Source organism: Streptomyces sp. NPDC091271 (genome assembly GCF_044757505.1).
In the GTDB taxonomy this organism is placed as follows: Bacteria; Actinomycetota; Actinomycetes; order Streptomycetales; family Streptomycetaceae; genus Streptomyces.
Genome location: NZ_JBIVVD010000008.1, coordinates 422,753 through 447,915, shown reverse-complemented (window position 1 = coordinate 447,915; position 25,163 = coordinate 422,753). Strand labels below are relative to the sequence as shown.

The following is a 25,163-nucleotide window of genomic DNA, read 5'->3' as shown; positions in this document are numbered from 1 at the left end:
GCCCCCGGGAATGAGGTCAGCCGCCGGTCGCGAACCCGGGGAAGAGCGTCATCCCGCCGTCGACGTAGAGGGTCGTCCCCACCACGTAGTCCATGAGGTCGGACGCCAGCAGGACAACGGCGTGGGCGATGTCCTCGGGGTCACCGATCCGGTCGTAGGGGATCAGACGCAGAAGTTCCTCCCGGGCCGCCGGCGTCTCCGAGGCATGAGCTGGTGCACCGAGCTCATACAGATGATCTTCCCGGCCGCCCGGGACACCTCAGGGACCACTCCGCGCCGACGAAACTCCTTGACCGCCTCCCGTGCGCACAGAAACTGGCCCGTGAGGTTGACGTCGAGGACCTTCTGCCACTGGGCGAGAGTCATCTCGGTGAACTTGGCATCACGCTGCATGCCGGCGTTGGCGACCAGGATGTCCACGGTCCCGAAAGACTGGACCGTCCGGTCCACCATCGCGGCCACCTGGGTCTCCTGCGAGACGTCCGCCTCGTAGGCCACCGCGCGCACCCGATCAAGGGCACCGTGGACCGGCACGGCGACCTCGCCCAGGACGGCCAGGAGCGCTGCCGCCATCTCGTCGAGGTCGCCGCGCGGGCCTCACACGGTCACATCAGGCGCAGCGCCCGGAGGGCACGGCGCTGCCCTGCCGTGGGGACAGCCGGCCAGTACACGTAGCAGACCCCTCCCGTGCCGCTCCTGACCGCGCCGTTCGCGTCGTAGCGCTTCGTGCGGAGCCAGATGTTCTCCCACTCGCGCCGCCGGTAGACACGGCGCACCGCGTCGTTGGACGGGGACGCGGGGTCGTTGGCGATCACGTCGCCGTCGGGCGTGAAACCGATGACGGTCATCAGGTGGCCCGATGTCCCGTAGCCCGCCCCTGTCAGCTCACCCTTGAGGAACGACTGGGACGTTATGACCGGGATGCCCGCGGCGATCAGCTTCTCCACGTCGGACAGTGAGCCCAGCCGGGTGACCACGGCGTTCATGTCCTTGTACGTCGCGGCGTAGGCGGCGTTGAAGGGCCAGTTGCCACATCCGTCGTACTGGTAGTCGAAGGTGTAGCGCGCCGCGTGGCACACCTGTGGGTCGGGGATGCCGGGCTTGACCCAGGCCAGGTCCTCGGGGGTGGGGGTGCGGCCCCAGTACTCGATGATCATCTGCGAGGAGGTGGGACTGCACCAGGCCTCGCCCCCGTTGTCGTACTCCGGGTACTCCCCCACATGGACGTTCTGCGAGTAGCGGGGCACCTCCAGTTCCCGGGCGGTGCCGGGTTCCGTGGCGGGGACGGTGAAGCGGTCGGGGATGTCCGAGGCCATGGCGCCGACCCGGTGGACCGTGGGCGTGAGGCCGGTGCCGGGGGTGCGGTGGAGGGTGAGCCGCAGGCGGTAGGAGGACAGCCGCAGACCGCTCGCCGCGTCGTCCACGGAGAAGGTGTCGGTCCAGACGGAGCTCCTGCCGTCGGTCTGGTCGTCCACGGAGGTGCGGCGGATGTCCGTGTCGCCCGCTGCCCAGCGGCCCATCACGTACCAGGGCGTGTCCGTCCCGTCCGAGTAGCTGCCACGCAGCTCGACCTGGATCCAGGTGCCCTGCGGGGTGTGGGCGTTCCAGGAGGCGATCACCTCGGTGGCGGGGACGGCCGAGCGGTGGACCGGAGAGGTCCAGGTCGCGTACTCCCAGGTGCTGGTCCTGCCGGTGTGAGGGTCGGTGTAGTCGGTGCTCCCGGCGGGGGCCGAGATCTCCAGGCCCGGCCGGCGTCCGGCGACTGCGCGGGTCCCGGCGGACGTGCCGCAGCGCCAGTCGGTGTACGTCGTCCAGAAACGGTTGTCCACGAGCGAGGCTGCCGCCGGTGATGAGGAGGTGCGGGAGGGGGCGGCGCTCGCGGGGCCGGCGGAGGCCACGGTGCCTGCCCCTGCCGCTGCCGCGAGCGCGGCGGTGAGCACGGTCCTGCGTGAAGTCGGTCTGGTCATGGGCGAGACCCCCGGTCGTTGAGCGGATTGGGGCTGCGGGTGCCGATCGGTGCGCCAACTATTGCGGGTCGAGGACGGATCCGGCCAGTGATTCGCCCCGTGCCGCGTCAGCAATATTGGTCTGGTCCACTGGCGTGACCTGGGCAGGGCCGCGAGAGGCGCCGCAGGCTCTCGTAGGGTGGGGACATGAACGACCTGGCGGACCACGCGCGCCGGCTGCGCTTCCTGCCCCCGTCCTGCGGGCCCGTGCGGCTGATCGCCGTCGACGGGCACGCGGGGTCCGGCAAGAGCACCTTCGCCGACCGCCTGGCCGCGGCGCTCGGCGACACCCCCGTACTGCGCCTGGACGACCTGGCCACGCACGAGGAGCTCTTCGCCTGGACGGACAGGCTGCGGGCGCAGGTCCTCGCTCCGCTCTCGCGGGGAGAACCCGCACGGTATGCCCCGTACGACTGGACGGCGCGGCGCTTCGGACCGCCGAGGACGCTGGACCCCGCCCCCGTGATCCTGATCGAGGGGGTGGGGGCCGGGCGCGCCGCGGTGCGGCCGTTTCTCGCGGGGCTTTTGTGGATCGAGGGGGAGAGTGAGGCGTCCTGGGAGCAGGGACGACTGCGCGACGGCCCCGGGCTCTCGGACTTCTGGGACGGCTGGACCGTCGCGGAGCACCGCCATTTCGCCGACGATCCCTCATATCCCTTCGCCGATGCGGTGATACGGCGGATGCCCACGGGATACACGTGGCTGGATGGCCCTCATCCGACAGCGGTGACGAGTCAAATCGTCACGGACAGTTAAACGTGAGGGCCGCCATACCGGTCAGTAGGAAAAAGCCCCGAAGCCGCCCCAACTCGGCTTGACCGAGGGACCGTACAGGTCTTACGTTCTCAATGTGCGGCTTTTCGAAGCCCCCACAGACGCGAAGCCCCCGGTTGTTCCCCCGTGACCGGGGGCTTCGTTCTGCCCTCACACCTCGCCGGACCGGGCCATTCCCTCACCCTCGGTCACTGCCGACGAAGCGCCGGTTACGCACTTAACCGCTCACTCCCCGTACAGGTACGATGCCTCTCGGGTGTGGTCAATTCCCGTCCCCGGCACGGTGATTAGGGGCGCCTGGCTGGGCATGCTGTGCGGGCGGGACATTCTGGGGGCACGGTTTGTGGGGGACCTGATGGACATCGGCACGCCGGGCACGCAGGCCCCGGCCGACCTTGCCTGGCTGCGTGGGGTGGACGCCTACACCATGGGCGCGTACCCGCAGGCCGAGGAGGAGTTCAGAGCGGCGGTGCGTCTCGACCCCGGCATGGCGGACGGCTGGCTGGGCCTGCACGCGCTGCGGATCGACACCACCACGGCGCTGTTACGCATGTACCGCCACCGCGACCGCTTCGGCGAGCAGCGCACCCGTCATCGCCGCACGCTCAACTCGTGGTACTGGCTGGGGTGGTGGGTCCAGCCCGTGCTGGAGAGCCCGCGCGATCTGCTCCTCGCGCACGCCTCGCACTGGCTGGACGGCCGCCATGTTCCGGAGCTGGACCGGGCGTTGGCGGGGCTGCCGCCGGTCGACGCCGACTCCCAGGTCCGCTTCCTGCACGCCTGCCGCTCCTACCTGGTCAAGGACTGGGACCAGCTCGTACGCACCACGGAGCAGCTCATCGACGATCCGCTGCTCGGTATCGAGGCGGGTCTCTTCGGCGGCATGGCGAGGGTGCGCCTGGAGATGTACGGGCAGGCGGAGCCTCTGCTGTCCGCCGCGCTGATGCGCTGCCGCAGCGAGCAGCCGCAGCGCAAGGAGCTGCGCTACTGGCTGGCCCGCGCCCACGAGGGCACCGGCCGCAGCGCGGCGGCCCTGCCGCTGTACCGAGCTGTACACCGCGTGGACCCGGCCTTCATGGACACCTCGGCCAGGCTCGCCGCGATCTCCGAGGGGGACGGCTACGACGAGGCCGCCGATCTCGCGGCGGTCTCACTGGCCGGCTTCGGTTCGGACGGCACGGGCGTGGAGGGCCGGGTGGACGGCGACCTGGCGCTCGGCACCGACCTGGTGGACGGCCGTGAGCCATGGCTCGGCGGTGACCCGCAGGTCCTGCCCGGGGCCGTGGTGCCACCGCCCGCTTCCGGCACCGCCGGGGCACGGCAGAAGCCCGGAGCGCCGCGGGCCGCCTCCTTCCCCGCGGGGCCGAGCGACCCGGTGATGCTCGCGGAGGCCTTGGCGGAGCTCGAGCGCATGGTCGGCCTCGAACCTGTGAAACGCCAGGTCAAGGCCCTGTCCGCGCAGCTGAACATGGCACGTCTCCGTGCGGAGCAGGGACTTCCGGTGCAGCCGCCCAAGCGCCACTTCGTCTTCTCCGGGCCGTCCGGGACGGGCAAGACCACGGTCGCCCGCATCCTGGGCCGGGTGTTCTACGCCCTCGGTCTCCTCGGCGGCGACCATCTGGTGGAGGCCCAACGGTCCGATCTGGTCGGCGAGTTCCTCGGGCAGACAGCGGTGAAGGCCAACGAGCTGATCGACTCGGCGCTCGGCGGGGTGCTCTTCGTGGACGAGGCCTACAGCCTCTCCAACTCCGGATACAGCAAGGGCGACGCGTACGGCGACGAGGCCCTGCAGGTCCTCCTCAAGCGGGCCGAGGACAACAGGGACCACCTGGTCGTGATCCTCGCCGGCTATCCGGAGGGCATGGACCGGCTGCTCTCCACCAACCCGGGGCTCTCCTCACGGTTCACCACCCGGGTCGACTTCCCGAGCTACCGCCCCCTCGAACTCACCGCGATCGGCGGGGTGCTGGCCGCCGAGAACGGCGATGTGTGGGACGAGGAGTCCCTCGACGAGCTGCGCAGCATCAGCGGGCACGTGGTCGACCAGGGCTGGATCGACGAGCTGGGCAACGGCCGCTTCCTCCGCACCCTGTACGAGAAGAGCTGCGCCTACCGTGATCTGCGGCTGTCCGGTTACACCGCCGTGCCGACCCGGGACGATCTGTCCACGCTGCGGCTGCCGGACCTGATGCAGGCGTACGGCGAGGTGCTGTCGGGCCGGGGCCCGGCGGACCGGGGGAAGCAGGAGCCCGGCAGCCTGTAGGGCGCCGTCCGCCGGACGGCCCCGGCGAGGGGCCGTCCGGCGACGGGGGTCAGCCCAGCGGCGCCATAACCTTCGGCACCTCCACCGTGCGGCGGGGTACGGAGACGTGGTGGGCCGGGTCGCGGACCTCGCCCACGAGCATCTCCAGGACGTCCTCCATGGCGACCAGGCCGAGCACCCTGCCGGACGCGTCGGCGACCTGGGCGAGATGCGTGGCCGCGCGGCGCATGACCGTCAGGGCGTCGTCCAGCGGGAGCTCCGCCCGTACGGTCGCCATCGGGCGCCAGATCTGCTGGGGCACGGCCCTCTCGCCGTCCTCCAGGTCCAGGACGTCCTTGACGTGCAGATAGCCCATGAACGGGCCGCCGCCCTCGGCGCAGACCGGAAAGCGCGAGTAGCCGGTCCGTACGGTGAGCTCCTCTATGCGGCGCGGGGTGACGGAGGGGTCGACCGTCACCAGGGAGGCCCGGTCGAGCAGCACTTCGGTGACGGGCCTGCTGCCCAGTTCGAGGGCGTCCCCGAGGCGGTCCCGCGCCTCCGGTTCCAGCAGACCGGCCATGCCGGCGTCCTCCACCAGACGGTTGAGCTGCTCACTGGTGAAGACGGCCTCGACCTCGTCCTTCGGCTCGACCTTGAAGAGCCGCAGGACGAGGTTGGCGCAGGCTCCGAGCGCGGAGGTGACGGGCCTGCAGACCCGGGCGAAGCCGACCAGGCCGGGGCTGAGCCACATCGCGGTCTTCTCGGGTGCGGCCATCGCCAGGTTCTTCGGGACCATCTCGCCGATGACGAGGTGGAGGAAGACCACGGAGACGAGGGCCACCGCGAAGCCGAGCGGATGGACGAGCCCTTCGGGCACGTGTGCCGCGTGGAAGACCGGCTCCAGGAGGTGGGCCACGGTCGGCTCCGCGACGGCGCCGAGCGTGAGGGAGCAGATGGTGATGCCGAACTGCGCGGCGGCCATCATCTGCGGCAGGTTCTCCAGGCCGTGGAGGACCTGTCTGGCCCGGCTCGACCCGCCTGCCGCGAGGGGTTCGACCTGGCTGCGCCGTACGGAGACGAGTGCGAACTCGGCGCCGACGAAGAATCCGTTCGCCAGCACCAGGAGCCCGGCGAAGACCAACTGTACGAGGCTCATCGCACGGCCTCCAGCAGGTCCTGGGTGAGCGGCCCGGCCGGAGCCTGCGGTATGTCCGTAAGCCGGACGAAGCGGACCTGCTCGGCGCGGTAGTGGCCGACCTGGCGGACGGAGATACGCCAGCCGGGGAGTTCGGCCCGGTCACCGGGGGCGGGGATGCGTCCCAGCAGGTCGGCGACCAGCCCCGCCACGGTCTCGTACGGCCCTTCGGGTACGTCGAGGCCTATCCGCCGCAGGGTCAGCACCCGGGTGCTGCCCTCCACGTCCCAGCCGGCCCGGCCGTCGTCGGCGACGACGGGTGTCAGCTCGGGACGGTCGGCGCCCTCCGCGTCGTGCTCGTCCCTGACCTCTCCGACGAGTTCCTCGATGATGTCCTCAAGGGTGACGACACCGGCGGTGCCGCCGTACTCGTCGACCACGACGGCGATCGGCTGCTCGCTGCGGAGCCGCTGGAGCAGCTGTTCGACGGGCAGGGTCTCCGGCACCAGGAGCGGTGCCACGGCGATCCGGCTCACCGGGGTGCGCAGCCGGTCCTGGGAGGGGACGGCCAGGGCGTTCTTGAGGTGGACCATGCCGACGACCTCGTCGATGCGGTCCTGGTAGACGGGGAAGCGGGACAGGCCGGTGGCCCGGGTGAGGTTGAGGACGTCCGCCGCGGTGGCCGACGTCTGGAGCGCGCTGACCTTCACGCGCGGGGTCATGACGTGCTGCGTGGTGAGCCCGGCGAGGGACAGGGTCCGCACGAAGAGATCGGCGGTGTCCTGCTCCAGGGTGCCGGCCTCGGCGGAGTGCCGGGCCAGCGAGACGAGTTCGCCCGGGGTCCTGGCAGAGGCGAGCTCGTCGGTGGGTTCGACCCCCAGCAGCCTGACCAGCCGGTTCGCGACGGTGTTCAGCGCGGTGATCACCGGGCGCAGGACCGTGGAGAAGCGGTGCTGGGGCCCGGCGACGAACCGGGCGACCTGGAGCGGCCGGGAGACCGCCCAGTTCTTGGGCACGAGCTCGCCGATCACCATCTGGACGGCGGAGGCGAACAGCATGCCGATCACAACGCTCACCCCTGGTACGGCCCCTTCGGGCAGTCCGGTGGCGGTGAGTGGTCCGGCCAGCAGCTGGGCGAGCGCCGGTTCGGCGAGCATGCCGACGACCAGCGAGGTGATGGTGATGCCGAGCTGGGTGCCGGAGAGCTGGAAGGAGAGTTCACGCAGGGCGGCGACGACGGTACGGGCCCGGCGGTCGCCTTCGGCGGCGGCGCGTTCGGCGTCCGGCCGTTCCACCGTGACGAGCCCGAATTCGGCTGCCACGAAGAACCCGTTGGCGAGGATGAGAAGGAATGCCGCGAGGAGCAGCAACAGGGGGGTGGTCATGCCGCCGCCTCCGGGGAGGGGGCGGCGCAGGTACTACCGGACGATCCGTCCATTGCTGGAGGGAGTCACTCCTTGGGTCGCAGGAATGTGCCCCGCGGCCTCGGGGGCCTTGTGGTGCGGGGCGGGGCGCACCCGGTGCGCCGCCGGATCCAGAATAATCGGGATCGGGACGTACGGGGCAGGGGGCTCAGCCGTTCTCCGTGGCGTCGTTCACTCCGCTGCCGTGGAATTCGGCGAGAGCGCGGAGTGTCCGGGCGTCGCTGATGGCCCGTTCCCGGGCGATTCCGGGCTGGATGCCGAGGGCGGGCAAGCTGGTGCCGTCGCTGAGGTCGAGGAAGACCCACGGGTCTCCGGCGCGCAGATTGACGCGGAGGATCTCGGCCCAGGCCAGTCGGCGGGTGCGGGTGATGTTGACCACCGTGATCCCCGTCTCGTCGGCGGTGACGCGGGGCCTGCTCAGCATGGCGAGGACACCGAAGAAGAGCAGGGCGACGAAGACGAAGCTGGTCCGCTCCCCCGCGCTGAGGTTCTCCAGTATCAGCGCGACCGCGGTGATGACGACGAACATCGCCGCCCCCACGGCCAGCAGGACCACTCGGGTGAGGGTGGGCCTGAAGGTGGCCGGAAGAGCGGGGAGTTCGGTCGGCCGGGGCGCGGGGGCGGACATGGCGGCGCTGTCGTCCTTCGGTGTGCTGGTGGTCCGGCCGTCAGAGGCGGCAGGCGTGGATGGCCGTCGTGAGGATGGCGCGGGCGCCCAGCTCGTAGAGGTCGTCCATGATCCGCTGAGCCTCCTTGGAGGCGACCATGGAGCGGACGGCGACCCAGCCCTCGTGGTGCAGCGGGGAGATGGTCGGCGACTCCAGGCCCGGGGTGAGGGCGACGGCGCGCTCCAGGTGCTCGACCCGGCAGTCGTAGTCCATCATCACGTAGGTGCGGGCGACCAGGACGCCCTGGAGGCGGCGCAGGAACTGCTGCACCTTGGGGTCCTCGGCGTCGGCGCCCTTGCGGCGGATGACGACCGCTTCCGACGTCATGATGGGCTCGCCGATGACCTCGAGTCCGGCGTTGCGCAGGCTGGTGCCGGTCTCGACGACATCGGCGATGACCTGGGCGACACCGAGTTCGATGGCGGTCTCGACCGCGCCGTCGAGGTGCACGACGGAGGCCTCCACGCCGGCGTCGGCGAGGTGCGCCGCGACGATGCCCTCGTAGGACGTGGCGATCGTCATGCCGCCGAAGTCCTTGGGGCCGGTGGCCGTGCCGGGCTTGGTGGCGTAGCGGAAGGTCGAGCGCGCGAAGCCGAGCTGGAGGATCTCCTCGGCCTCGGCCCCGGAGTCCAGCAGCAGGTCGCGACCGGTGATGCCGATGTCGAGGCGGCCGGAGCTGACGTAGATCGCGATGTCGCGCGGCCGCAGGTAGAAGAACTCGACCTCGTTGGTCGGGTCGACCAGGACGAGTTCCTTCGACTCCTTGCGCTGCTGGTAGCCGGCCTCATGGAGCATCGCCATCGCAGGCCCGGAGAGTGAACCCTTGTTGGGGACGGCGATGCGCAGCATGAAGTCGGGTTTCCTTTGTGCGGAGGGATGTTCGGGGGACGTGCGGGGCGTGGCTCAGAGGTGGGCGTAGACGTCGTCGAGGGAGATCCCGCGGGCGACCATCATCACCTGGACGTGGTAGAGCAGCTGCGAGATCTCCTCGGCGGCGGCTTCCTTGCCCTCGTATTCGGCGGCCATCCAGACCTCGGCGGCCTCCTCGACGACCTTCTTGCCGATGGCATGCACACCCTTGTCCACCAGCTCGGCGGTGCGGGAGGTGGAGGGGTCGCCGTCGGCGGCCTTGAGCTGCAGCTCGGCGAAGAGCTCTTCGAAGGTTTTGTTGGCCATGATGGTCCTAAGAATACGGGGTCCGGGAGCGCTGCTCAGCGCCAGGGTTCGCTGACGGTGCGCAGTGTGGCGGCGGTGGCCACGGCGGCCGTGACCGCTTCGTGCCCCTTGTCCTCGTTGGAGCCCTCGAGTCCGGCCCGGTCCAGGGCCTGTTCCTCGTCGTCACAGGTGAGCACGCCGAATCCGACGGGTACGCCGGTGTCGACCGTGACCTGGGTGAGGCCGTTGGTCACGCCCTGGGACACGTATTCGAAGTGGGGAGTGCCACCGCGGATGATCACCCCGAGGGCGACGATCGCGTCGTAGCCCCGGCCGGCGAGGACCTTGGCCACCACCGGGAGCTCGAAGCTGCCGGGGACCCGGAGCAGCGTCGGCTCGTCGATGCCGAGGTCGCGCAGGGCGCGCAGGGCCCCGTCGACGAGCCCGTCCATGACCTTCTCGTGCCACTGGGCGGCGATCACCGCCACCCGCAGGTCTCCGCAGTTGCGTACGGACAGTTCGGGTGCGCCCTTGCCGCTCATGTCTCTCCTGTGTGTTCGTCGGTGCTTACTGGTTGCCGCAGGCCGACGCCGCGGCGTCGAGCCAGGGCAGGTCGTGCCCCATCCGGTCCCGCTTGGTGCGCAGGTACCGCAGGTTGTGCTCACCGGCCTGGACGGGCATCGGTTCACGTCCGGTGATCTTGAGCCCGTGCCGTACGAGGGCGGCGGTCTTGTCCGGGTTGTTCGTCATCAGCCGCAGGGTCCGCACACCGAGGTCGCTCAGGATCTGGGCGCCGGCGGCGTAGTCCCGGGCGTCGGCGGGCAGCCCGAGTTCGAGATTGGCGTCCAGGGTGTCGGAACCGCGCTCCTGGAGTTCGTACGCACGCAGCTTGGACAGCAGTCCGATGCCGCGGCCCTCGTGCCCGCGGAGGTAGACGACGACCCCGCGGCCCTCGGCGGTGACGCGTTCCATGGAGGTGTGCAGCTGGGGACCGCAGTCGCAGCGCTGGGACTGGAAGATGTCCCCGGTCAGGCATTCGGAGTGGACCCGGACGAGGACGTCCTCGCCGTCACCGATGTCGCCGTGGACGAGCGCGACGTGCTCGACGCCGTCGACGATGGAGCGGTAGCCGTACGCGGTGAACGGGCCGAAGGTCGTGGGCAGCCGGACCTCGGCCTCCCGGCGCACGGTGGGCTCGGCGCTGCGGCGGTAGGTGATCAGGTCCTCGATGGAGATGATCGTGAGGCCGTGCTTGCGGGCGAACGGGACGAGTTCGGGGAGCCTCAGCATGACGCCGTCCTCGCCCGCGATCTCGACGATGGCGCCCGCGGGGCGCAGCCCCGCGAGCCTGGCCAGGTCGACGGCCGCCTCGGTGTGGCCGTTACGGACGAGGACTCCGCCGGAGCGGGCACGGAGCGGGAAGACGTGGCCGGGGCGCACGAAGTCACCGGGGCCCGCCCTGCCGCCCGCCAGCATCCGGAGCGTGGTGGCGCGGTCGGCAGCGGAGATCCCGGTCGTCACGCCATGGGCCGCGGAGGCGTCCACGGAGACGGTGAAGGCCGTCTGCATCGACTCGGTGTTGTGCGTGACCATCTGCGGGAGTTCGAGGCGGTCGAGCTCGTCGCTCTCCATGGGCGCGCAGATCAGACCGCGGCACTCGCTCATCATGAACGCGATGATCTCGGGGGTCGCCTTCTCGGCGGCGATGACGAGGTCGCCCTCGTTCTCCCGGTCCTCGTCGTCGACGACCACGACGGGCCGTCCGGCGGCGATGTCGCGGATCGCCTGTTCGACGGGGTCGAGCGAGAGGTCATCGAGGGTGCGGTCGTGCAACCAGGTGGGCTGGGCAGTCATGCCGTGGCTCCTTCCAGAGCGGGTGACCGCGTACGCAGCCACCAGTCGCGCATGCCCCACAGGACGAGGGCGCCGTAGACGACGTAGATGAGACCGGAGAAGGCGAGTCCGCTGTGGAAGTTCAGCGGTACGCCGACGAGGTCGACGAGCAGCCAGGCGAACCAGAACTCGACCATGCCGCGGGCCTGGGCCAGCATCGCGACGAGGGTGCCCGCGAAGATGTACGCGTCGGCCCACGGGCTCCAGGAGAGCGAGGGGAAGGCGGTGAAGAGGCCGCCGACCGCGAGGGTGCCGACGACGGCTCCGCCCAGCAGGTACGCGCGCTCGCGCCAGGTGGCGAAGCGCACGGCGATGGATCCGTCCTGCGCCTGCTGCCGGCCGCGGGTCCACTGCTGCCAGCCCCACACGGCGACGGCGATGACGATCAGCTGCTTGCCGACGCTGCCCGCCTGCTGCACGGAGACGTTGGCGGCGACCAGGACGACGCCGGACAGGAGCTGGGCCGGCCAGGTCCAGACCGAGCGGAGCCAGCCGAGGGCCAGGGCTATCAGGCCGATCGTGTTGCCGAGCATGTCCGACCAGATGATGTGCTGCCCGAAGGCGGTGAACGCCTCCGAGTTCAGCCAGTCCAGGGCGCTCATGCGACCGGCTCCCCGGACTCGGGCGCGGCACCGTGGCCGAGCAGCCGTTCGACGTACTTCGCGAGGACGTCCACCTCGAGGTTGACCGGGTCGCCGGGCTCCTTGATGCCGAGCGTGGTCAGCGCGAGGGTGGTGGGGATGAGGCTGATGGTGAAGTGGTCAGGGGCCGCATCGACGACGGTCAGGCTCACGCCGTCGACGGTGATCGAGCCCTTCTCCACCACGTAGCGGGCCAGTCCGTCGGGCAGGGAGATCTTGACGAGCTCCCAGTTCTCGGAAACCCGTCGCTCGACGATGTGCCCGGTGCCGTCCACGTGCCCCTGGACGATGTGGCCGCCGAGGCGGCCGCCGAGGGCCATGGGGCGCTCCAGGTTGACCCGGGAGCCGGCGGCGAGCGCGCCGAGGCTGGAGCGGTTCAGCGTCTCGGCCATGACGTCGGCGGTGAACTCGTTCTCCCCGAGGTCCACGACGGTGAGGCAGACGCCGTTGACGGCGATGGAGTCGCCGTGTTTGGCGCCCTCGGTCACGACGGGGCCGCGCAGTCGGAAGCGGGAGGCGTCGTCGAGCTTCTCGACGGCGGTGACCTCACCCAGTTCTTCGACAATTCCGGTGAACACTCAGTTTCCCTTCCGAGCAGGAACGGGGACGGCGGTGATGCGCAGATCGGGCCCGATACGGACGGTCTCGGTCACATCGAGGCGCAACGCCTGGGAGATGGTGGAGATTCCGGCGTCCGCGAGGGCTGCGGGGCCCGCGCCGAGGAGCACCGGAGCGAGGTAGCCGACGACGGTGTCGACCGCCCCCGCGGCGACGAAGGAGCCGGCCAGGACCGGCCCGCCTTCGAGGAGTACGGAACGGATGCCGCGGCCGTGGAGGGCGGCGAGCAGCGCGTCGATGTCCAGGCCGGGCCCGGTGGCGGCGCGCGGCAGGCGCAGCACGGCGTCCTCGGGGAGGTGGCCGGCCTCGGCGTCGTCGGCGACCGCGATCAGGGTGGGCGCGGACTCGTCGAGGACCCTCGCTCCGGGCCGGACGGCGGTGGCGCCGGTGTCGACGACCACCCGGAGCGGCTGGACGGCGCCCTCGATGCCGCGTACGCCCAGCTGCGGGTCGTCGGCCCGGGCGGTTCCGGAGCCGACCACCACGGCGTCGGCCTCGGCGCGGAGCCGGTGGACGTCGGCGCGGGCCTCGGGGGAGGTGATCCAGCGGCTGGTGGCGTCGGCGGCGGCGATCCGGCCGTCGAGGGTCGCCGCGTACTTCCAGAGGACGTACGGGCGGCCGAGGCGGACCGAGGTGAGCCAGGCGGTGTTGCCGGCCTCGGCCTCGTCGACGAGGAGTCCCTGCTCCACCTGGACGCCTGCGGCGCGCAGGGTGTCGGCGCCGCCGGTGGCCTGCGGGTTCGGGTCGCTCACCGCGTACACGACACGGCTGACGCCGGCCTCGACGAGCGCCTGGGCGCAGGGCCCGGTGCGTCCGGTGTGGTTACAGGGTTCGAGGGTGACCAGGGCGGTGCCGCCCCGGGCCCGCTCACCGGCCTCGCGCAGGGCGTGGACCTCAGCGTGCGGCCCTCCGGCGCGCTGGTGGAAGCCTTCGCCGGCCTGTTCTCCGGCGGCGTCGAGGATGACGCATCCGACGACCGGATTCGGGCTGGTGGCGCCGAGTCCGCGGGCTGCGAGCGTGATCGCCCGCCGCATGGCGGTTCTTTCGGCTGCGGTGGCCACCGGGTCCTCCTGCCTCTTCGGGCACGGACTCCGGGGCCTGTCGATGACGACAGATGAAGCGGAACGCAACAGGGGAACGCCGAAAACCGAAGACACGGATGTGGGCGTCCCGGAACCTCCCGGAACACATCCGCCGACGGCGGCGTACCTGTGACGGCCCGCCGCGCACTGCCTCCCATCCGGACTTTCACCGTCGGTCCAGGAATCTCACCTGGTCAACCGGCCGCTGGATGCGGACGGGTCGCGGACTATAACCGCCGGTTCGGAATTACACCGACCCCGGAGTGCGCTGCTGCTGGTACACGGTCATTGTGCCACGTCGGGGAGCGGTCCATATGGGTGACTTCTGTGGGACGGCTCACAGAGCGTGGATGCGGCCGTGCGGATAGTGGTCGGGGGCATGCCTGAGCCGTCGCGGGGCCCTGCCACGCACGTTGCTCAGCTGGCGGCGAGCCTGATGAACCCCGCCCACACATCTGGCCCGACGCTCAGCACAGGGCCGCCGACCTGCTTGGAGTCGCGGATGTGCACGCGAGTGGCTTCGGCGGCAAACTCCACGCACTCGCCACCGTCGCCTGTGCTGTAGCTGCTCTTACGCCAGCCGACCTCAACGCACTCGCCGCCCTCGCCACTGCTGTAGCTGCTCTTGAACCAAGCCGGTTCGGGCAGGCTCGACGCACTCATCCGGCTCATCATCCTTCTCCCAGGAGTCCCTCGACGGCGTCCAGCGATTCACGTGGTGTCAGAGCCTGAGCTCGGATGATCCCGTACTGCTCCTCGACATCCCGTACCACCGCCCAGTCGGTGTGCAGACGGCTGTCTCGCTGAACCTCAACGTAAGCCATCCTCCGCCCGTCGTGTTTCTCGATCAAGGTGAACGGGCCGGCGAGGCCGCAGTGCTCCGTCCGCTCAGTTGGCATCAACTGAACCTCCACGTTGCGCAGATGTCCGTGGAGGATGATCTGTTCCAGTTGTCCCCGCAACACAGATCGTCCTCCGACAGGCCGATGCAACACCGACTCCTCGATGACGAAGCTCAGAGTTGGCATGGGCTTGCGAGCGAAGATCGCCTGGCGTGCCATACGTGCAGAAACACGCTGCTCAATCGTCTCCTCATCAAGGAGCGGGCGTCGCATCGCGAAGACAGCGCGTGCGTACGCTTCCGTCTGCAGCAGGCCTGGCACGGCCAGCGTCGCATAGACATGAAGCGTGACGGCCTCGGCCTCCAAGCGCGCCATATCCCGGAAGAACGCCGGGTACTGCGACCGCGCAAGCTCCTCCTTCAACGCCATCAGCAGTCCCCCGGCGTCCAGCAGCCTGTCCGCCTTGTCGACGAACTCGGGCTGCGGAATGCGCCGCCCCTGCTCGAATGACGCGATGGACTGCGCCGCGTACCCCACCTGCTTGCCGAACTCCGCCCGATCCAGCCCCGCCCGCAGCCGCAACAGCTTCAGCTGCCGCCCGAACGCGACCGCCACGCCGTTCTCCGACTTGCCCTCCGGATGCGTCCCCGGCGAGACCCCCGCCCCCGCGTCCATGGCCGCCGCCTCGTCCTGCGTCATCGCCACCGCCTGTCCCACGTACGTACACGCCTCGGCCCATCGCGTACAACCAGCTCGCGAGGGACGGCTCTTCAAGGTCCCGTCGCACCGACGGCACCGGCCCCGGGAGGCAGCGCCCGCCCCGGCTCGTCCCACTCGGGCACCGTAACGACCCGCCCTCTTGCACGCACACCGTTCCCGCCGCGTTCCATCGAAGGAGTGGCCCGACGCTCGGCACCCAAGAGCCGAGCTTCGAGCGCCGGAAGGGGTTTGTTCACTCGTTGGAATGACGCCACCAGAGCGCCGGGCCCGACGCTTGAGCTTCAGGATTCGGGGGTCGGGATGCGAGCTTCGAGACCCGAGCGATGTTGTTCAACCGGTTGGTAGAAGAAGGGTTTTGGGGAAACCTCCCCACCCTCCCCACCCCGTCACGGCCAGCCGATATGACTAACTGTGATCAGCTTGCGGCGCACCGTCACGCCTGCTTACGGTGCCCCCAACGAATCGACCCCGGCGCGGTGCGCAAACACCAGGCCGGGGTCTCACCCCAAGATCGAAGTAGGCGATCTCGTGGCTACCGAGCACCTTAGCCCTGCCCTTCGCGCACCCGCATCCTCGCGCCCGTACGCGAAAGCCCGCCCCGGTTACGGCAAGCGAACCGCAACAGGTCAACGCGCCTCCCGGGTCGACGACTTCGCCCTGATGCCGGAACGCGAGCGGCACATCGCCGGATACGTCGACCGGCTCCCCGACGGCGCGGCCATGGACATCAAGTCACTGGCCAAGAGCCTCCCGCTGTACGGCCAGATGGCCGTCTCCAGCGCGCTGAAGGCCCTCGGAGTGGCCGGACATCTACGGCGCGTACGTTGCCTGGCCGGGGAGGGCGACCAGGTCCGCTGGGTCTCCCGCACCTACTGGTCGCGTACCGCCCGGGACAACGAGTGGTGGGACGCCTTCCTGACCAGCGAGGGCAGCCGCTCCGCGCCGGAAGCGACACCCACTCCCCCGCTCACCGACACGGCCCCGCGAGCGACCGCACCACCTGCCACCGCGCCCGTACCCTCCGCGCCTCCTCCCGCCACGCCCGCATTGCCCAAGCAGCGCACACCGGTGAGTCCACCGGTCACAGCCTCCCCCGCGTACCTCGCCCTGGCCCAACTCGGCCGCCGGGACACGCGCCTGGCACTCTCGGCAGCCGACTGCCGCGCCCTGGAGCCCCTGGCCGCCGACTGGTTCGCACGCGGCGTGGACGCCGACTACCTCACCCAGGCCCTCACCGCAGGCCTCCCCGCGCAGGTCGGCTCCCCCGTCGGCCTCGTACGCCGCCGCCTCACCGACAAGTTGCCGCCGCAGGTGACCAGCAGCCCGGCCCCCGCCACGACCGCCGCCCCGAAGCGCCGTCTCCTCGCGGAGTGCACCGAATGCGGCCGCCCCGGCTCGCCCGAAGCACTCCCCGACGGCCTCTGCCGCCCGTGCCGCACTACACCGCCGGAGACGCCCTCCACTGCGCCTGCCGAACGCGACGTTCACGCACTGGTCGGACAGCTACGCGACCTGACACGTCTGCCCTGACCAGAGGCATGTCCGTCCACTGCGAGGGTGGCTGGGAACGAGTGGCGGTGAGCGACACCGTCGCAACGCCCCTCAAACGACGTCGAACTTGTTGCCCTCGGGATCCTGAGCACAGCCCGCGCCAGCGCGTCCTGATCCAGCACGCGCTGCGGCTGCACGGCGGGGCTCCCGGTCAGCAGCATGATGGTGGAAGTAAGCGCACAGCAAGCGGTCATGGCCAGGGAGAGCGCGATGACGGTACGGGCGAAGCTGCGTTGATCAGTCACGCGGACAGCGCTATCCGGCTGTCGTGCTCATACACCCCCTGTGGTGACACGTAGTCGCCTCTCGGTCCCTGTAGAACGACGAACGCCGTGAGGGTGAGTTTTGGGGTGACACCGGCCGTAGAGGACCAGACCCGCACCGGCGGGCCGCCGCTCGCCCCTGCGCTGCCGCCTATCCTCTCCCCCGTGGACGCAGACCAGAGCCTGACCCCATTGATCGAAGCGGCCTGGGAGGAGCTGGAAGGCACCGACGCGCGCAGCCGACACCTCGGCCTCGATGCTATCGGCGACCTCCTGGAGACTGGCCGCCTGACGCAGGACGACGCCGAGCGCGCCGTGGATCGCCTCGTCATCGTTGCGCTCTCGGCCGAGGACCACGCGGTGCAGGAGTCAGCGCTGAACGCGATCTGTACCACCTCGACGCGCTACGAGCTCCCCTATGGGGTGGTGGAGCCACTCGCTGCCGGGTCTGACGGCTTCGAACCCCTCCTCCTCGCCTACATCCTGATCATCCTCGGCGGTACTCACGATCACGCGGCGCTGCCAATCATCGAGCGATTCCGCCACCACGATCATCCCGAAGTGCGCAGGGAGGCAGCGGAGGCAGTGACGGAAGTGCGCGGGTACCGGAAGTCCGGCCAGGACAGGACTCCTTAGCTCCCGGAGCTCAGAGGCCGCCCAGCTCGGCAGCGAGGTCCGGATCGCGCATACCGGGGAAGGCGTAGCCCTCCGTCTTGTCCCACGGAACGTCGAGGTCGTCCATGTGCAGATGCGTGATGCACATGTTCAACGCGATCACGCACTCACAGATCTAGGTCCTCGACCAGGACCAGGCCCTCGACTTCTACGTCGGCAAGCTCGGCATGGAGGTCAACGCCGACGTCGACATGGGCTTCATGCGCTGGCTCACGGTAAACCTCCCCGGGCAGCCGACCGCCAGGTCCTGCTGGAGAAGCCGGGTCCTCCGGCGATGTCCGAGGAAACGGCCGAACAGGTCCGCGAACTGCTGACGAAGGGCGCTTCGGCAACCACCTCCGCTTCACCCAGCCGAAGGGCTGAGAACCGGGAGCAGGGGCGGGGCGGGGGCACCCGGATGGGTCGCCGCCGACCTGCTCCTCCTGCGTACAGGGCCTGAGCACACCGCGTACATCCGGGTCGCGACAGCGCGTCACCCCTGGTCACGTTCAGCCACGGTGCGTCAGCGTTGAGGCATGACCAGCAGGCAACCGCCCCTCCCCGTACGCACCACCCGCACCCATTTTCCCTGGCACGACTTCACGATGCGTTTCAGCTCCACCCCGCGCGGTGCCCGTCTCGCCCGGCGCCTGGCCGGCGAGCGCCTCGACGCCTGGGGTGTCCCGTACGGGAGCGACGCGCACGATGCGTTGCTGTTGACCGTCGGCGAGCTCAGCAGCAACGCCGTACGCCACGGTCACGTATCCGGCCGCGACTTCCGGCTCCGCCTGTCCGCCGAGGGCACGGCAATCCGCGTCGAGGTCACCGACACCCGGGGCGAATGCCTCCCCACCCCCGCGGATCCGGCCTCGCCCGATCAGGAGGGCGGACGCGGCCTCTTGTTGGTCGCCGCTCTGGCCGACCGCTGGGGCTGGTACCCCTGCGCGGACGGGCCGGGCAAGACGGTGTGGGCGGTCCTCGAAGTCTCCCCGTGCCCGAAGCAGCAGGATTCCAGCCAGTAGGCGATGTCACGTTGCACTCGAAAATCCGTGCGTGTGATGATCCTGCGCATGACCACGGGTGGGGACGAGATACCGGAGCAGCAGCGCAGGCGGTCACGACTGGCGGACCTGGATGATCTTTCGGGGCCGCCTCCCGAGCGGACACCCGCTGCCACGTCGGTGGAGGCCGAAGAGAACCAGTTGCGTACGGCCCGCCGAGAATTTGCAGAGTTGCTGGGTGAGTTCCGGCGTACGGCGGTGCTGGTGCCGCTGGATGAGGCCGGTGATCTGTGGTCGGCAGAGCAGAACGGCGTGCGCTGGATCTGTGCCTTCTCGGACGAGGAGGCGTTGGCCCGATTCGCGTTGGCCCGTGGGGAGGCCGGGCGGGAGTGGACGTATCAGGCCGTTCTGGGGGCGCGGTTGCTGGATGTGATGGTGCCGTTGCTGCCGGGGCCGGCTGGGGTGGCGCTGGATGCGGGCAGTACGGACGGCATGTTGTTCCCGCCGGTGGCGGGCATCGTGCCGGACGCGGCTGCGGTGGATCTCGGGGGGATGCAGTGAGCGGGGAGAACGCGGATCTTCAGGTGCCGCCGGAGGCCTTGGCGGAGATTGCGAAGGGGATCAACCTGGCGCATGCGGAGCTGAAGGAGCTCGGCATGATCGGGGAAGCGTCGACGGGCCGGGGGTTCTCGGATTTGGCGTTGTCCGGGCTGGAGTTGGGGCATGGAGGGCTGACGTCGGAGTTCGAGACGTTCTGCAACCGCTGGGAGTGGGGCGTGCGGGCTCTGACGCAGAAGGGGAACGGTTTCGCCCTGGGGGTGGGGCTGTCGGCGGGTTCGTATGCGGAGCAGGAGCAGTACGTCAAGGACTCGATCAAGATCGGTGTGAACTCCTTGAACGGGAATCCGCATGCGTCCGAGGACGAGGTCAAGACGATGAGCTGGGACACGATCAGCACCCAGTCCGCGTACGACAACCCGGACTGGAGCTGGGAGTCGATGAGCCAGGCCCAGGGTGAGGTGAACCAGACCTGGAAGAACACCGCGTACGACGTGGAGGACGCCGCGCTCGACTCGATGGAGCGCAACGGGCTGATGGACCCGGAGGTGCGGGCAGCGGCGGACGAGCGGCTACGTGACCAGTTGGATCCGTCGCAGGAGACGATCGATCAGGCTGAGCAGCCGCGGTGGGGGGAGAGTCGCTGATGCCGGACTGGGGGAAGTGGGGCGACGCCCTGTACGACGGGGCGGGCAACCTGGTCGACAAGGGCAAGGAGATCGTCGGCACCGGGATCGACAAGGGCACCGATGTGCTCGGCTCGGGTCTGGAGAAGGTCGGTGCCGATGAGTGGGCGGATGCGGTCGAGGACTGGGGCGATGAGACCGCGTCCTCTCTGGGTGCGAACGTCGGGGAGCAGCAGCTCGGTCAGACCGAGGAAGCGAACGAGCTGATCCACGGCAGGCCGGAGAAGATCAGTGCGGCGGTGAAGAACCTCCGCGACTTCCAGAAGGCGTTCGATCTCGTCGGTGGCGGGATGAAGAAGCTCGACTCCGGTCACTGGAAGGGCGAGGCCGCCAACGCGTTCCGCGCCAAGTTCCAGACGCTGCCCACCGACTGGCTGCGCGCGGCGAACGCGTTCGAGGACGCGGCCAAGGCGTTGGAGACGTACGCCGGGACGGTCACCAGCGCGCAGGCCAAGGCAGGTGAGGCGATCGCTCTCTACAAGGAGGGCAAGCAGGACTACGAAACGGCCGCTGCCGCTTTCAAGGAAAAGGCGGAGGCGTACAACGCGGTCCGCAACACCGACCATCCCCTCCCGCATCCCGGAAAGTTCTCCGACCCCGGTGCGGCCAAGCGCCAGCACGCGCAGGAAATCCTCCAGCGCGCCCGCCGGACACGTAACGACGCGGCCGAAACGGCCAAGGGCGCGATCACCGCAGCATTGGCACACGCGCCGAAGGAGCCCACCGGCCTGGACCGGGCCAAGCAGGAGCTCATCGACTACGGCATCGGCCAGTCCATCGAGCTGGCCCACGTCGGCGGCGGTGTCATCAAAGCCTCCGCGGGACTGGTGAACTTCGTCCGCTCGGTCAACCCGACCGACCCGTACAACCTGACGCACCCGGCCGAGTACTACAAGGGCGTCAACATGACGCTCGCCGGCCTCGTCTCCACCGCCGCCAACCCCGACCGCGCACTGAAGAACGCCTGGGACGCGGCCAAGGGCGACCCCTCGGAATTCATCGGCCGACTGATTCCCGAGCTGTTCGGTACCAAGGGCGGGGGCCTGATCAAGGGCGGCCTGCGGGCCGGGATGAAGGACCTCCCCGAACGCCCCAAGGGCCCGAACCGCCAGGGCCACGAGAACAGCCCCGACTCCAACGGGCAGCAGTGCAGCAAGGTCAAGTGCGCCAACGACCCGATCGACGTCGCGACCGGGCGCATGCTGCTCCCGCAGACGGACATCGTGCTGCCGGGATCACTGCCCCTGGTGTTCGAGCGCGTCTTCGACTCCTCGCACCGCGCCGGCCGCTGGTTCGGCACCGGCTGGTCGAGCACGGTCGACCAGCGCCTGGAGATCGACGCGGAAGGCGTGGTCTACAGCTGCAACGAGGGCAGCCTGCTCGCGTACCCGCACCCGGCGACTGGCGCGCCCGTCATGCCCACGCACGGCCGCCGCTGGCCTTTGGACAGGGTGCAGGACGGCTACACGATCACCGACCCGGAGACCGGCCAGGTCCGGCACTTCGTCGACCAGCCCTCCGGGGAGCTGGCGCTTCTGGCTCAGATCGATGACCACAACGGCCGCTGGATCGCCTTCGAGTACGACGAGGCAGGCGCTCCGACCTCGATCGTGCACCACGGCGGCTACCACCTGAAGCTCACCACGCAGGAAGGCAGGGTCACCGCCCTGCACCTGGCAGGCGCCGCCCCCGACGGCACCGACCAGGAGATCCTCCGCTACGGCTACACCGACGGTCACCTCACCACAGTCACCAACTCCTCAGGCAAGCCCCTTCGCTTTGACTGCGACGAGTTGGGCCGCATCACCGCGTGGACGGACACCAACGGCAGCCGGTACGAGTACGTCTACGACGAACACGATCGATGCATCTACCAAACCGGCACCAACGGCCACTTGGAAGCCCACTTCACCTGGGACGACACCGACCCCGCCACCGGCCTACGCATGACGTCCATGACGGACAGCCTCGGCCACACCACGCGATATGTGATCAACGCTCGCGCCCAAGTCGTCAGCGAGATCGACCCTCTGGGCGCGGTCACCCGCTACGAGCACGACCGCTACCACCGACTGCTCTCCACCACCGACCCACTGGGTCACGTCAGCCGGTCCGAGTACGACGAGGCCGGCCGTCCAACCGTGGTGGAGCGGCCGGACGGCCGGCAGACGCGAGCCGAATACGACGTGCTCGGTCTCCCAGTACGCATCATCGGCACTGACGGCAACGTCACACGGCAGAGCTTCGACATGCGCGGCAACCGCGCGGCCGTCACCGGTCCCACCGGAGCAACGACGTACTACACGCACGACAAAGCGGGCCACCTACTGCGTGTGACCGACTCCTCGGGCAACAGTTCCGCTATCCGGTGCGACAAAGCTGGGTTGCACATTTCGATCACCGACCCCCTCGGTGCAATCACCCGCTACAGGCGTGATGCATTCGGCCGCCCGGTGTCAGTTGTGGACGAGCTCGGAGCAGTCACCCGCTTCGAGTGGACGGTGGAAGGGAAAATCGCACGCCGCTGGGACGCAGACGGGAGCGAACAGTGCTGGTCCTACGATGGGGAGGGCAATTGCGTCAGCCACACCGATGCCCTGGGCGGAGTCACCGGATTCGAGTACACGGATTTCGACCTGCTGGTGGGCCGGACCGACCCGGACGGAGCACGCTATGAGTTCCGCTATGACTCGAACCTCCGACTGACCCAGGTCGCCAATCCGCAGGGCCTGACCTGGACGTACGCGTACGACCCAGTCGGCCGAATCATTCGTGAGACCGATTTTGACCATCGGACGATTGTCCACGCGTACGACCCCGCCGGCCGGCTCACGGCCCAGACGAACGGCCTCGGGCAGACCATTCGATTCGAACACAATGACCTGGGCCAGGTAGTGCGCAAGGACATCGAGGGTGGGGTCACCACGTTCGAGTATGACGTCTTCGACGAGCTAGCCTTGGCGACCAGTGGCAACGCTACTCTTACGCGTATACGCGACCGTTACGGACTACTCAGGTCTGAAACTGTCAACGGTCGCACGATCACCTTTGAGTATGACGAACTAGGCCGCCGAACTGGGAGGACAACCCCCGCCGGAACCGTCAGCACGTGGACGTACGACTCAGCGGGGCGCCGGGCCTCGCTCACTACGTCGGGGCGCACGCTTTCCTTCGATTACGACGCCGCAGGACAGGAACTGGCCCGGCACATCGGCGAAGACATCACGCTCAGGCACTCCTTCGACGTCATGGGCCGCCTCACGGACCAACGTGTCAATGACGGTGACCGTATCCTTCAACGGCGCGGATACGAGTATCGAAGGGACGGCGGGCTGGTCGGCATCAACGACCGACTTTCTGGCAGCAGTCGCTTTGACCTCGATTCGGTCGGCCGGGTGACGGCGGTGCACTCAGCGCACTGGACCGAGCGGTACACCTACGACAAGGCAGGGAACCAGTGTTCGGCTTCCTGGCCGGAGGCGCACCCGGGCCAGGAAGCCGTTGGTCCTCGCAGCTACTCCGGCACTCTGATCCGCCGAGCAGGTGACGTCCGATACGAACACGACGCACAGGGGCGGGTTACCCTGCGTCAGAAAAAACGTGTTTCACGTAAGGCCGACACGTGGCACTACCAATGGGACGCCGAAGACCGGCTCGTCTCGTTGACAACACCGGATGGCGCTCTATGGCGATACGAGTACGACGCACTAGGTCGTCGTATCACGAAGCAACGCCTTTCCGATGACGGGGAAACCGTGCTGGAACAGGTCACCTTCATCTGGGACGGCATCACATTGTGTGAGGAGGTGAGCCAAGGCGCCGCGATGCCCAACGTGGTCACCCTCACCTGGGATCATGATGATCTCCGTCCTCTTGTCCAAATGGAGCGCATCGCTGCTGCAGATGCTCCGCAGGATACGATCGACGAGCGTTTCTTTGCTATCGTCACCGACCTGGTAGGAAGCCCCAATGAGCTCATCGCGGAGTCTGGAGAGCTGTCTTGGCGCACTCGCCGTACAGCATGGGGAGCCACTGCGTGGAATAAGGACAGTACGGCTTATACGCCGTTGCGCTTCCCGGGACAGTACTTCGATCCGGAAAGTTTGCTGCACTATAACTATCTCCGGTACTACGACCCCGACGTTTCCCGCTACATCAGCTCGGACCCGATCGGCTTGGAAGGCGGTCCGAACCCGCGCTGGTACGGACCCAATCCGTACACGTGGATGGATCCACTGGGATTGGCGCTGTGTCGAATAAAGCCGAGATTGGAGGATGGCAATCCGAAGCAGGGGTGGCAGCACATCTATGAGCGCCATATCGGCGGTACTGCTGCGGGTGGACACGGCGATCTCATGCCCCCGACTACGACCCGTGCACAGGTAGAGGCGGCGGCGGACAAGATCATCGAAAAGGGCACGCGAGTATCAGACCCGAATCGCACCATTCAGACGCTGGAGAAGCGAATGAAGGTCAATGGCATGCGAGCCGTCTACCGCCTTGTTGTAGATTCTTCGGACGGAAATCGAATTATCACCTTCTTCCCGGTAGGAAAGAGTTACACCCCATGATTACAATGAAGTTTTTGGTACGCCCCGGACAGGGAGAGCCAAGCGGGTTTGATCTAGGGGACATTTTCTGCGAGGGGGACAGCGGCGCGGCAGAGTCGGTCGGCCATATTCCCGACCAGGGGATGATGATCTATCTATCCGTCACCCTCCTGCTTGATTCCATCAGGGCGCTCATCGCAGGAGAGAGGAAAGCTGTCTCATTTACGGGTTCCGACACGTCGTTCCGCCTGGATTTCAAGCGTGAAAAAAAGGGATTCGTATCGGTATCGGCGCAGGGCGAATTGATTGGGAAGTCCAGCCTGGAGGATCTTGCCCACGCGGTCCTCCGTCCGGCTCAGGAGCTCGCTGATGGAAACCTGTCGAATCTTCCGGCGGGGGACCCCGTGAGAAGTGATTATCTTTCAGCCGTACAGGAGGTTCGCGCGAAAGTAGCGTGAGAACAACGGGGGAATCCAGGACGGGTTGAAATAATGGATATCAGGGTCGAAGAACTAATTGACACACCTGGGACTTTCGTTACGTTCGTCTGCCCGCTCGGCAGGGCCTGGGGTAGGTGGCGCGGAAAGGCCATGCCTGCCCTAGGAACTCATTTGGTTGAGTTCGACATCCCAGGAGACATTGAATCCCTGTCGCAGGCAAGGGGGAACTCTGCGATCATCGGCGACTACCAGAATAGCTC

Annotated in this window: 23 protein-coding genes, 2 pseudogenes and 1 riboswitch; of the genes and pseudogenes, 10 read left to right on the top strand and 15 right to left on the bottom strand. The window is 68.6% G+C overall.

Annotation, left to right across the window (positions count from 1 at the left end; all coding sequences use genetic code 11):
• Nucleotides 1–16: 16 nt before the first annotated feature.
• Nucleotides 17–507 (bottom strand): annotated as a pseudogene (locus ACIQM3_RS31895) (SDR family oxidoreductase); the annotation flags it as partial.
• Between the two features lie 98 nt (nt 508–605).
• The gene (locus ACIQM3_RS31890; protein WP_401630489.1) at nt 606–1,967 is read right to left on the bottom strand and encodes a peptidase C39 family protein; all 1,362 of its coding nucleotides are present in this window, start codon (nt 1,965–1,967) and stop codon (nt 606–608) included.
• A 186-nt stretch (nt 1,968–2,153) separates the two neighbouring features.
• On the opposite strand from ACIQM3_RS31890, the gene ACIQM3_RS31885 reads away from it, so the two are divergent.
• Both ACIQM3_RS31885 and ACIQM3_RS31880 read left to right on the top strand, forming a co-directional pair.
• Nucleotides 2,154–2,762, top strand: coding sequence for a uridine kinase (locus ACIQM3_RS31885; RefSeq protein ID WP_401630487.1), 609 nt, complete (start codon nt 2,154–2,156; stop codon nt 2,760–2,762).
• Nucleotides 2,763–3,135: 373 nt separating this feature from the next.
• Nucleotides 3,136–5,043 (top strand): AAA family ATPase, encoded by a 1,908-nt coding sequence (locus ACIQM3_RS31880; protein ID WP_401630485.1) that lies wholly within the window; start codon nt 3,136–3,138, stop codon nt 5,041–5,043.
• A 49-nt stretch (nt 5,044–5,092) separates the two neighbouring features.
• On the opposite strand, the gene ACIQM3_RS31875 is transcribed toward ACIQM3_RS31880, so the two are convergent.
• From ACIQM3_RS31875 to ACIQM3_RS31820, 12 genes are all read right to left on the bottom strand, one after another.
• Complete coding sequence (locus tag ACIQM3_RS31875) at nt 5,093–6,178, bottom strand: hemolysin family protein (protein ID WP_401630483.1); 1,086 nt, start codon at nt 6,176–6,178, stop codon at nt 5,093–5,095.
• Entirely contained in the window at nt 6,175–7,542 is a 1,368-nt protein-coding gene (locus ACIQM3_RS31870; protein WP_401630481.1) for a hemolysin family protein, read from the bottom strand. The genes ACIQM3_RS31875 and ACIQM3_RS31870 overlap by 4 nt, the downstream gene beginning before the upstream one ends.
• 187 nt (nt 7,543–7,729) lie before the next feature.
• The gene (locus ACIQM3_RS31865; protein WP_401630479.1) at nt 7,730–8,209 is read right to left on the bottom strand and encodes a PH domain-containing protein; all 480 of its coding nucleotides are present in this window, start codon (nt 8,207–8,209) and stop codon (nt 7,730–7,732) included.
• 40 nt (nt 8,210–8,249) lie between these two features.
• On the bottom strand, nt 8,250–9,098 hold the full coding sequence (gene hisG, locus ACIQM3_RS31860) for an ATP phosphoribosyltransferase (protein WP_104790454.1): 849 nt from the start codon (nt 9,096–9,098) through the stop codon (nt 8,250–8,252).
• A 54-nt stretch (nt 9,099–9,152) separates the two neighbouring features.
• Nucleotides 9,153–9,425 (bottom strand): phosphoribosyl-ATP diphosphatase, encoded by a 273-nt coding sequence (locus tag ACIQM3_RS31855; RefSeq protein ID WP_031097852.1) that lies wholly within the window; start codon nt 9,423–9,425, stop codon nt 9,153–9,155.
• A 35-nt stretch (nt 9,426–9,460) separates the two neighbouring features.
• A complete protein-coding gene (gene ribH, locus ACIQM3_RS31850; protein WP_356712634.1) occupies nt 9,461–9,946 on the bottom strand; it encodes a 6,7-dimethyl-8-ribityllumazine synthase in 486 nt (161 codons plus the stop codon).
• Between the two features lie 25 nt (nt 9,947–9,971).
• On the bottom strand, nt 9,972–11,258 hold the full coding sequence (locus tag ACIQM3_RS31845; RefSeq protein ID WP_401630476.1) for a bifunctional 3,4-dihydroxy-2-butanone-4-phosphate synthase/GTP cyclohydrolase II: 1,287 nt from the start codon (nt 11,256–11,258) through the stop codon (nt 9,972–9,974).
• Nucleotides 11,255–11,899, bottom strand: coding sequence for a nicotinamide riboside transporter PnuC (locus ACIQM3_RS31840; RefSeq protein ID WP_401630475.1), 645 nt, complete (start codon nt 11,897–11,899; stop codon nt 11,255–11,257). The genes ACIQM3_RS31845 and ACIQM3_RS31840 overlap by 4 nt, the downstream gene beginning before the upstream one ends.
• Nucleotides 11,896–12,516: a riboflavin synthase gene (locus ACIQM3_RS31835; RefSeq protein ID WP_401630473.1), complete on the bottom strand. Its 621-nt coding sequence runs from the start codon at nt 12,514–12,516 to the stop codon at nt 11,896–11,898. Before ACIQM3_RS31835 ends, ACIQM3_RS31840 begins: the two co-directional genes overlap by 4 nt.
• On the bottom strand, nt 12,517–13,617 hold the full coding sequence (gene ribD / locus ACIQM3_RS31830; RefSeq protein WP_401630471.1) for a bifunctional diaminohydroxyphosphoribosylaminopyrimidine deaminase/5-amino-6-(5-phosphoribosylamino)uracil reductase RibD: 1,101 nt from the start codon (nt 13,615–13,617) through the stop codon (nt 12,517–12,519).
• 161 nt (nt 13,618–13,778) lie between these two features.
• Nucleotides 13,779–13,909: riboswitch (FMN riboswitch) on the bottom strand.
• Nucleotides 13,910–14,055: 146 nt separating this feature from the next.
• Complete coding sequence (locus ACIQM3_RS31825) at nt 14,056–14,301, bottom strand: DUF397 domain-containing protein (protein ID WP_401630469.1); 246 nt, start codon at nt 14,299–14,301, stop codon at nt 14,056–14,058.
• Nucleotides 14,302–14,309: 8 nt separating this feature from the next.
• On the bottom strand, nt 14,310–15,179 hold the full coding sequence (locus ACIQM3_RS31820) for a helix-turn-helix domain-containing protein (RefSeq protein WP_401630467.1): 870 nt from the start codon (nt 15,177–15,179) through the stop codon (nt 14,310–14,312).
• A gap of 549 nt (nt 15,180–15,728) precedes the next feature.
• Between ACIQM3_RS31820 and ACIQM3_RS31815 the strand changes: the two genes are divergently transcribed.
• Nucleotides 15,729–16,730: a MarR family transcriptional regulator gene (locus ACIQM3_RS31815; RefSeq protein ID WP_401630465.1), complete on the top strand. Its 1,002-nt coding sequence runs from the start codon at nt 15,729–15,731 to the stop codon at nt 16,728–16,730.
• Nucleotides 16,731–17,179: 449 nt separating this feature from the next.
• Nucleotides 17,180–17,650, top strand: coding sequence for a hypothetical protein (locus ACIQM3_RS31810; protein ID WP_401630463.1), 471 nt, complete (start codon nt 17,180–17,182; stop codon nt 17,648–17,650).
• A 10-nt stretch (nt 17,651–17,660) separates the two neighbouring features.
• Here the strand turns inward: ACIQM3_RS31810 and ACIQM3_RS31805 are convergent, their stop codons facing one another.
• On the bottom strand, nt 17,661–17,792 hold the full coding sequence (locus ACIQM3_RS31805; protein ID WP_401630642.1) for a hypothetical protein: 132 nt from the start codon (nt 17,790–17,792) through the stop codon (nt 17,661–17,663).
• On the opposite strand from ACIQM3_RS31805, the pseudogene ACIQM3_RS31800 reads away from it, so the two are divergent.
• The 6 genes and pseudogenes from ACIQM3_RS31800 to ACIQM3_RS31775 form a co-directional block, all read left to right on the top strand.
• Nucleotides 17,776–18,014 (top strand): annotated as a pseudogene (locus tag ACIQM3_RS31800) (VOC family protein); the annotation flags it as partial. The gene ACIQM3_RS31805 and the pseudogene ACIQM3_RS31800 sit on opposite strands and share 17 nt — an antisense overlap.
• Before the next feature lie 190 nt (nt 18,015–18,204).
• Complete coding sequence (locus ACIQM3_RS31795) at nt 18,205–18,690, top strand: ATP-binding protein (RefSeq protein ID WP_401630462.1); 486 nt, start codon at nt 18,205–18,207, stop codon at nt 18,688–18,690.
• A gap of 36 nt (nt 18,691–18,726) precedes the next feature.
• Nucleotides 18,727–19,230, top strand: a complete 504-nt coding sequence (locus tag ACIQM3_RS31790; protein WP_401630636.1) for an SseB family protein — start codon at nt 18,727–18,729, stop codon at nt 19,228–19,230.
• Complete coding sequence (locus tag ACIQM3_RS31785; RefSeq protein ID WP_401630460.1) at nt 19,227–19,874, top strand: hypothetical protein; 648 nt, start codon at nt 19,227–19,229, stop codon at nt 19,872–19,874. The genes ACIQM3_RS31790 and ACIQM3_RS31785 overlap by 4 nt, the downstream gene beginning before the upstream one ends.
• Nucleotides 19,874–24,484, top strand: a complete 4,611-nt coding sequence (locus ACIQM3_RS31780) for a putative T7SS-secreted protein (RefSeq protein WP_401630458.1) — start codon at nt 19,874–19,876, stop codon at nt 24,482–24,484. Before ACIQM3_RS31785 ends, ACIQM3_RS31780 begins: the two co-directional genes overlap by 1 nt.
• Nucleotides 24,481–24,921 (top strand): hypothetical protein, encoded by a 441-nt coding sequence (locus ACIQM3_RS31775; RefSeq protein ID WP_401630456.1) that lies wholly within the window; start codon nt 24,481–24,483, stop codon nt 24,919–24,921. Before ACIQM3_RS31780 ends, ACIQM3_RS31775 begins: the two co-directional genes overlap by 4 nt.
• Nucleotides 24,922–25,163 lie beyond the last annotated feature (242 nt).

Coding starts and splice junctions, on each gene's coding strand:
- ACIQM3_RS31775 (WP_401630456.1), top strand. CDS start 24,481: ATGATTACAATGAAGTTTTTGGTACGCCCCGGACAGGGAGAGCCAAGC.
- ACIQM3_RS31865 (WP_401630479.1), bottom strand. CDS start 8,209: ATGTCCGCCCCCGCGCCCCGGCCGACCGAACTCCCCGCTCTTCCGGCC.
- ACIQM3_RS31825 (WP_401630469.1), bottom strand. CDS start 14,301: ATGAGTGCGTCGAGCCTGCCCGAACCGGCTTGGTTCAAGAGCAGCTAC.
- ACIQM3_RS31840 (WP_401630475.1), bottom strand. CDS start 11,899: ATGAGCGCCCTGGACTGGCTGAACTCGGAGGCGTTCACCGCCTTCGGG.
- ACIQM3_RS31790 (WP_401630636.1), top strand. CDS start 18,727: ATGATCCTGCGCATGACCACGGGTGGGGACGAGATACCGGAGCAGCAG.
- ACIQM3_RS31875 (WP_401630483.1), bottom strand. CDS start 6,178: ATGAGCCTCGTACAGTTGGTCTTCGCCGGGCTCCTGGTGCTGGCGAAC.
- ACIQM3_RS31890 (WP_401630489.1), bottom strand. CDS start 1,967: ATGACCAGACCGACTTCACGCAGGACCGTGCTCACCGCCGCGCTCGCG.
- ACIQM3_RS31780 (WP_401630458.1), top strand. CDS start 19,874: ATGCCGGACTGGGGGAAGTGGGGCGACGCCCTGTACGACGGGGCGGGC.
- ACIQM3_RS31855 (WP_031097852.1), bottom strand. CDS start 9,425: ATGGCCAACAAAACCTTCGAAGAGCTCTTCGCCGAGCTGCAGCTCAAG.
- ACIQM3_RS31795 (WP_401630462.1), top strand. CDS start 18,205: ATGACCAGCAGGCAACCGCCCCTCCCCGTACGCACCACCCGCACCCAT.
- ACIQM3_RS31845 (WP_401630476.1), bottom strand. CDS start 11,258: ATGACTGCCCAGCCCACCTGGTTGCACGACCGCACCCTCGATGACCTC.
- ACIQM3_RS31870 (WP_401630481.1), bottom strand. CDS start 7,542: ATGACCACCCCCCTGTTGCTGCTCCTCGCGGCATTCCTTCTCATCCTC.
- hisG (WP_104790454.1), bottom strand. CDS start 9,098: ATGCTGCGCATCGCCGTCCCCAACAAGGGTTCACTCTCCGGGCCTGCG.
- ribH (WP_356712634.1), bottom strand. CDS start 9,946: ATGAGCGGCAAGGGCGCACCCGAACTGTCCGTACGCAACTGCGGAGAC.
- ACIQM3_RS31880 (WP_401630485.1), top strand. CDS start 3,136: ATGGACATCGGCACGCCGGGCACGCAGGCCCCGGCCGACCTTGCCTGG.
- ACIQM3_RS31820 (WP_401630467.1), bottom strand. CDS start 15,179: ATGACGCAGGACGAGGCGGCGGCCATGGACGCGGGGGCGGGGGTCTCG.
- ACIQM3_RS31885 (WP_401630487.1), top strand. CDS start 2,154: ATGAACGACCTGGCGGACCACGCGCGCCGGCTGCGCTTCCTGCCCCCG.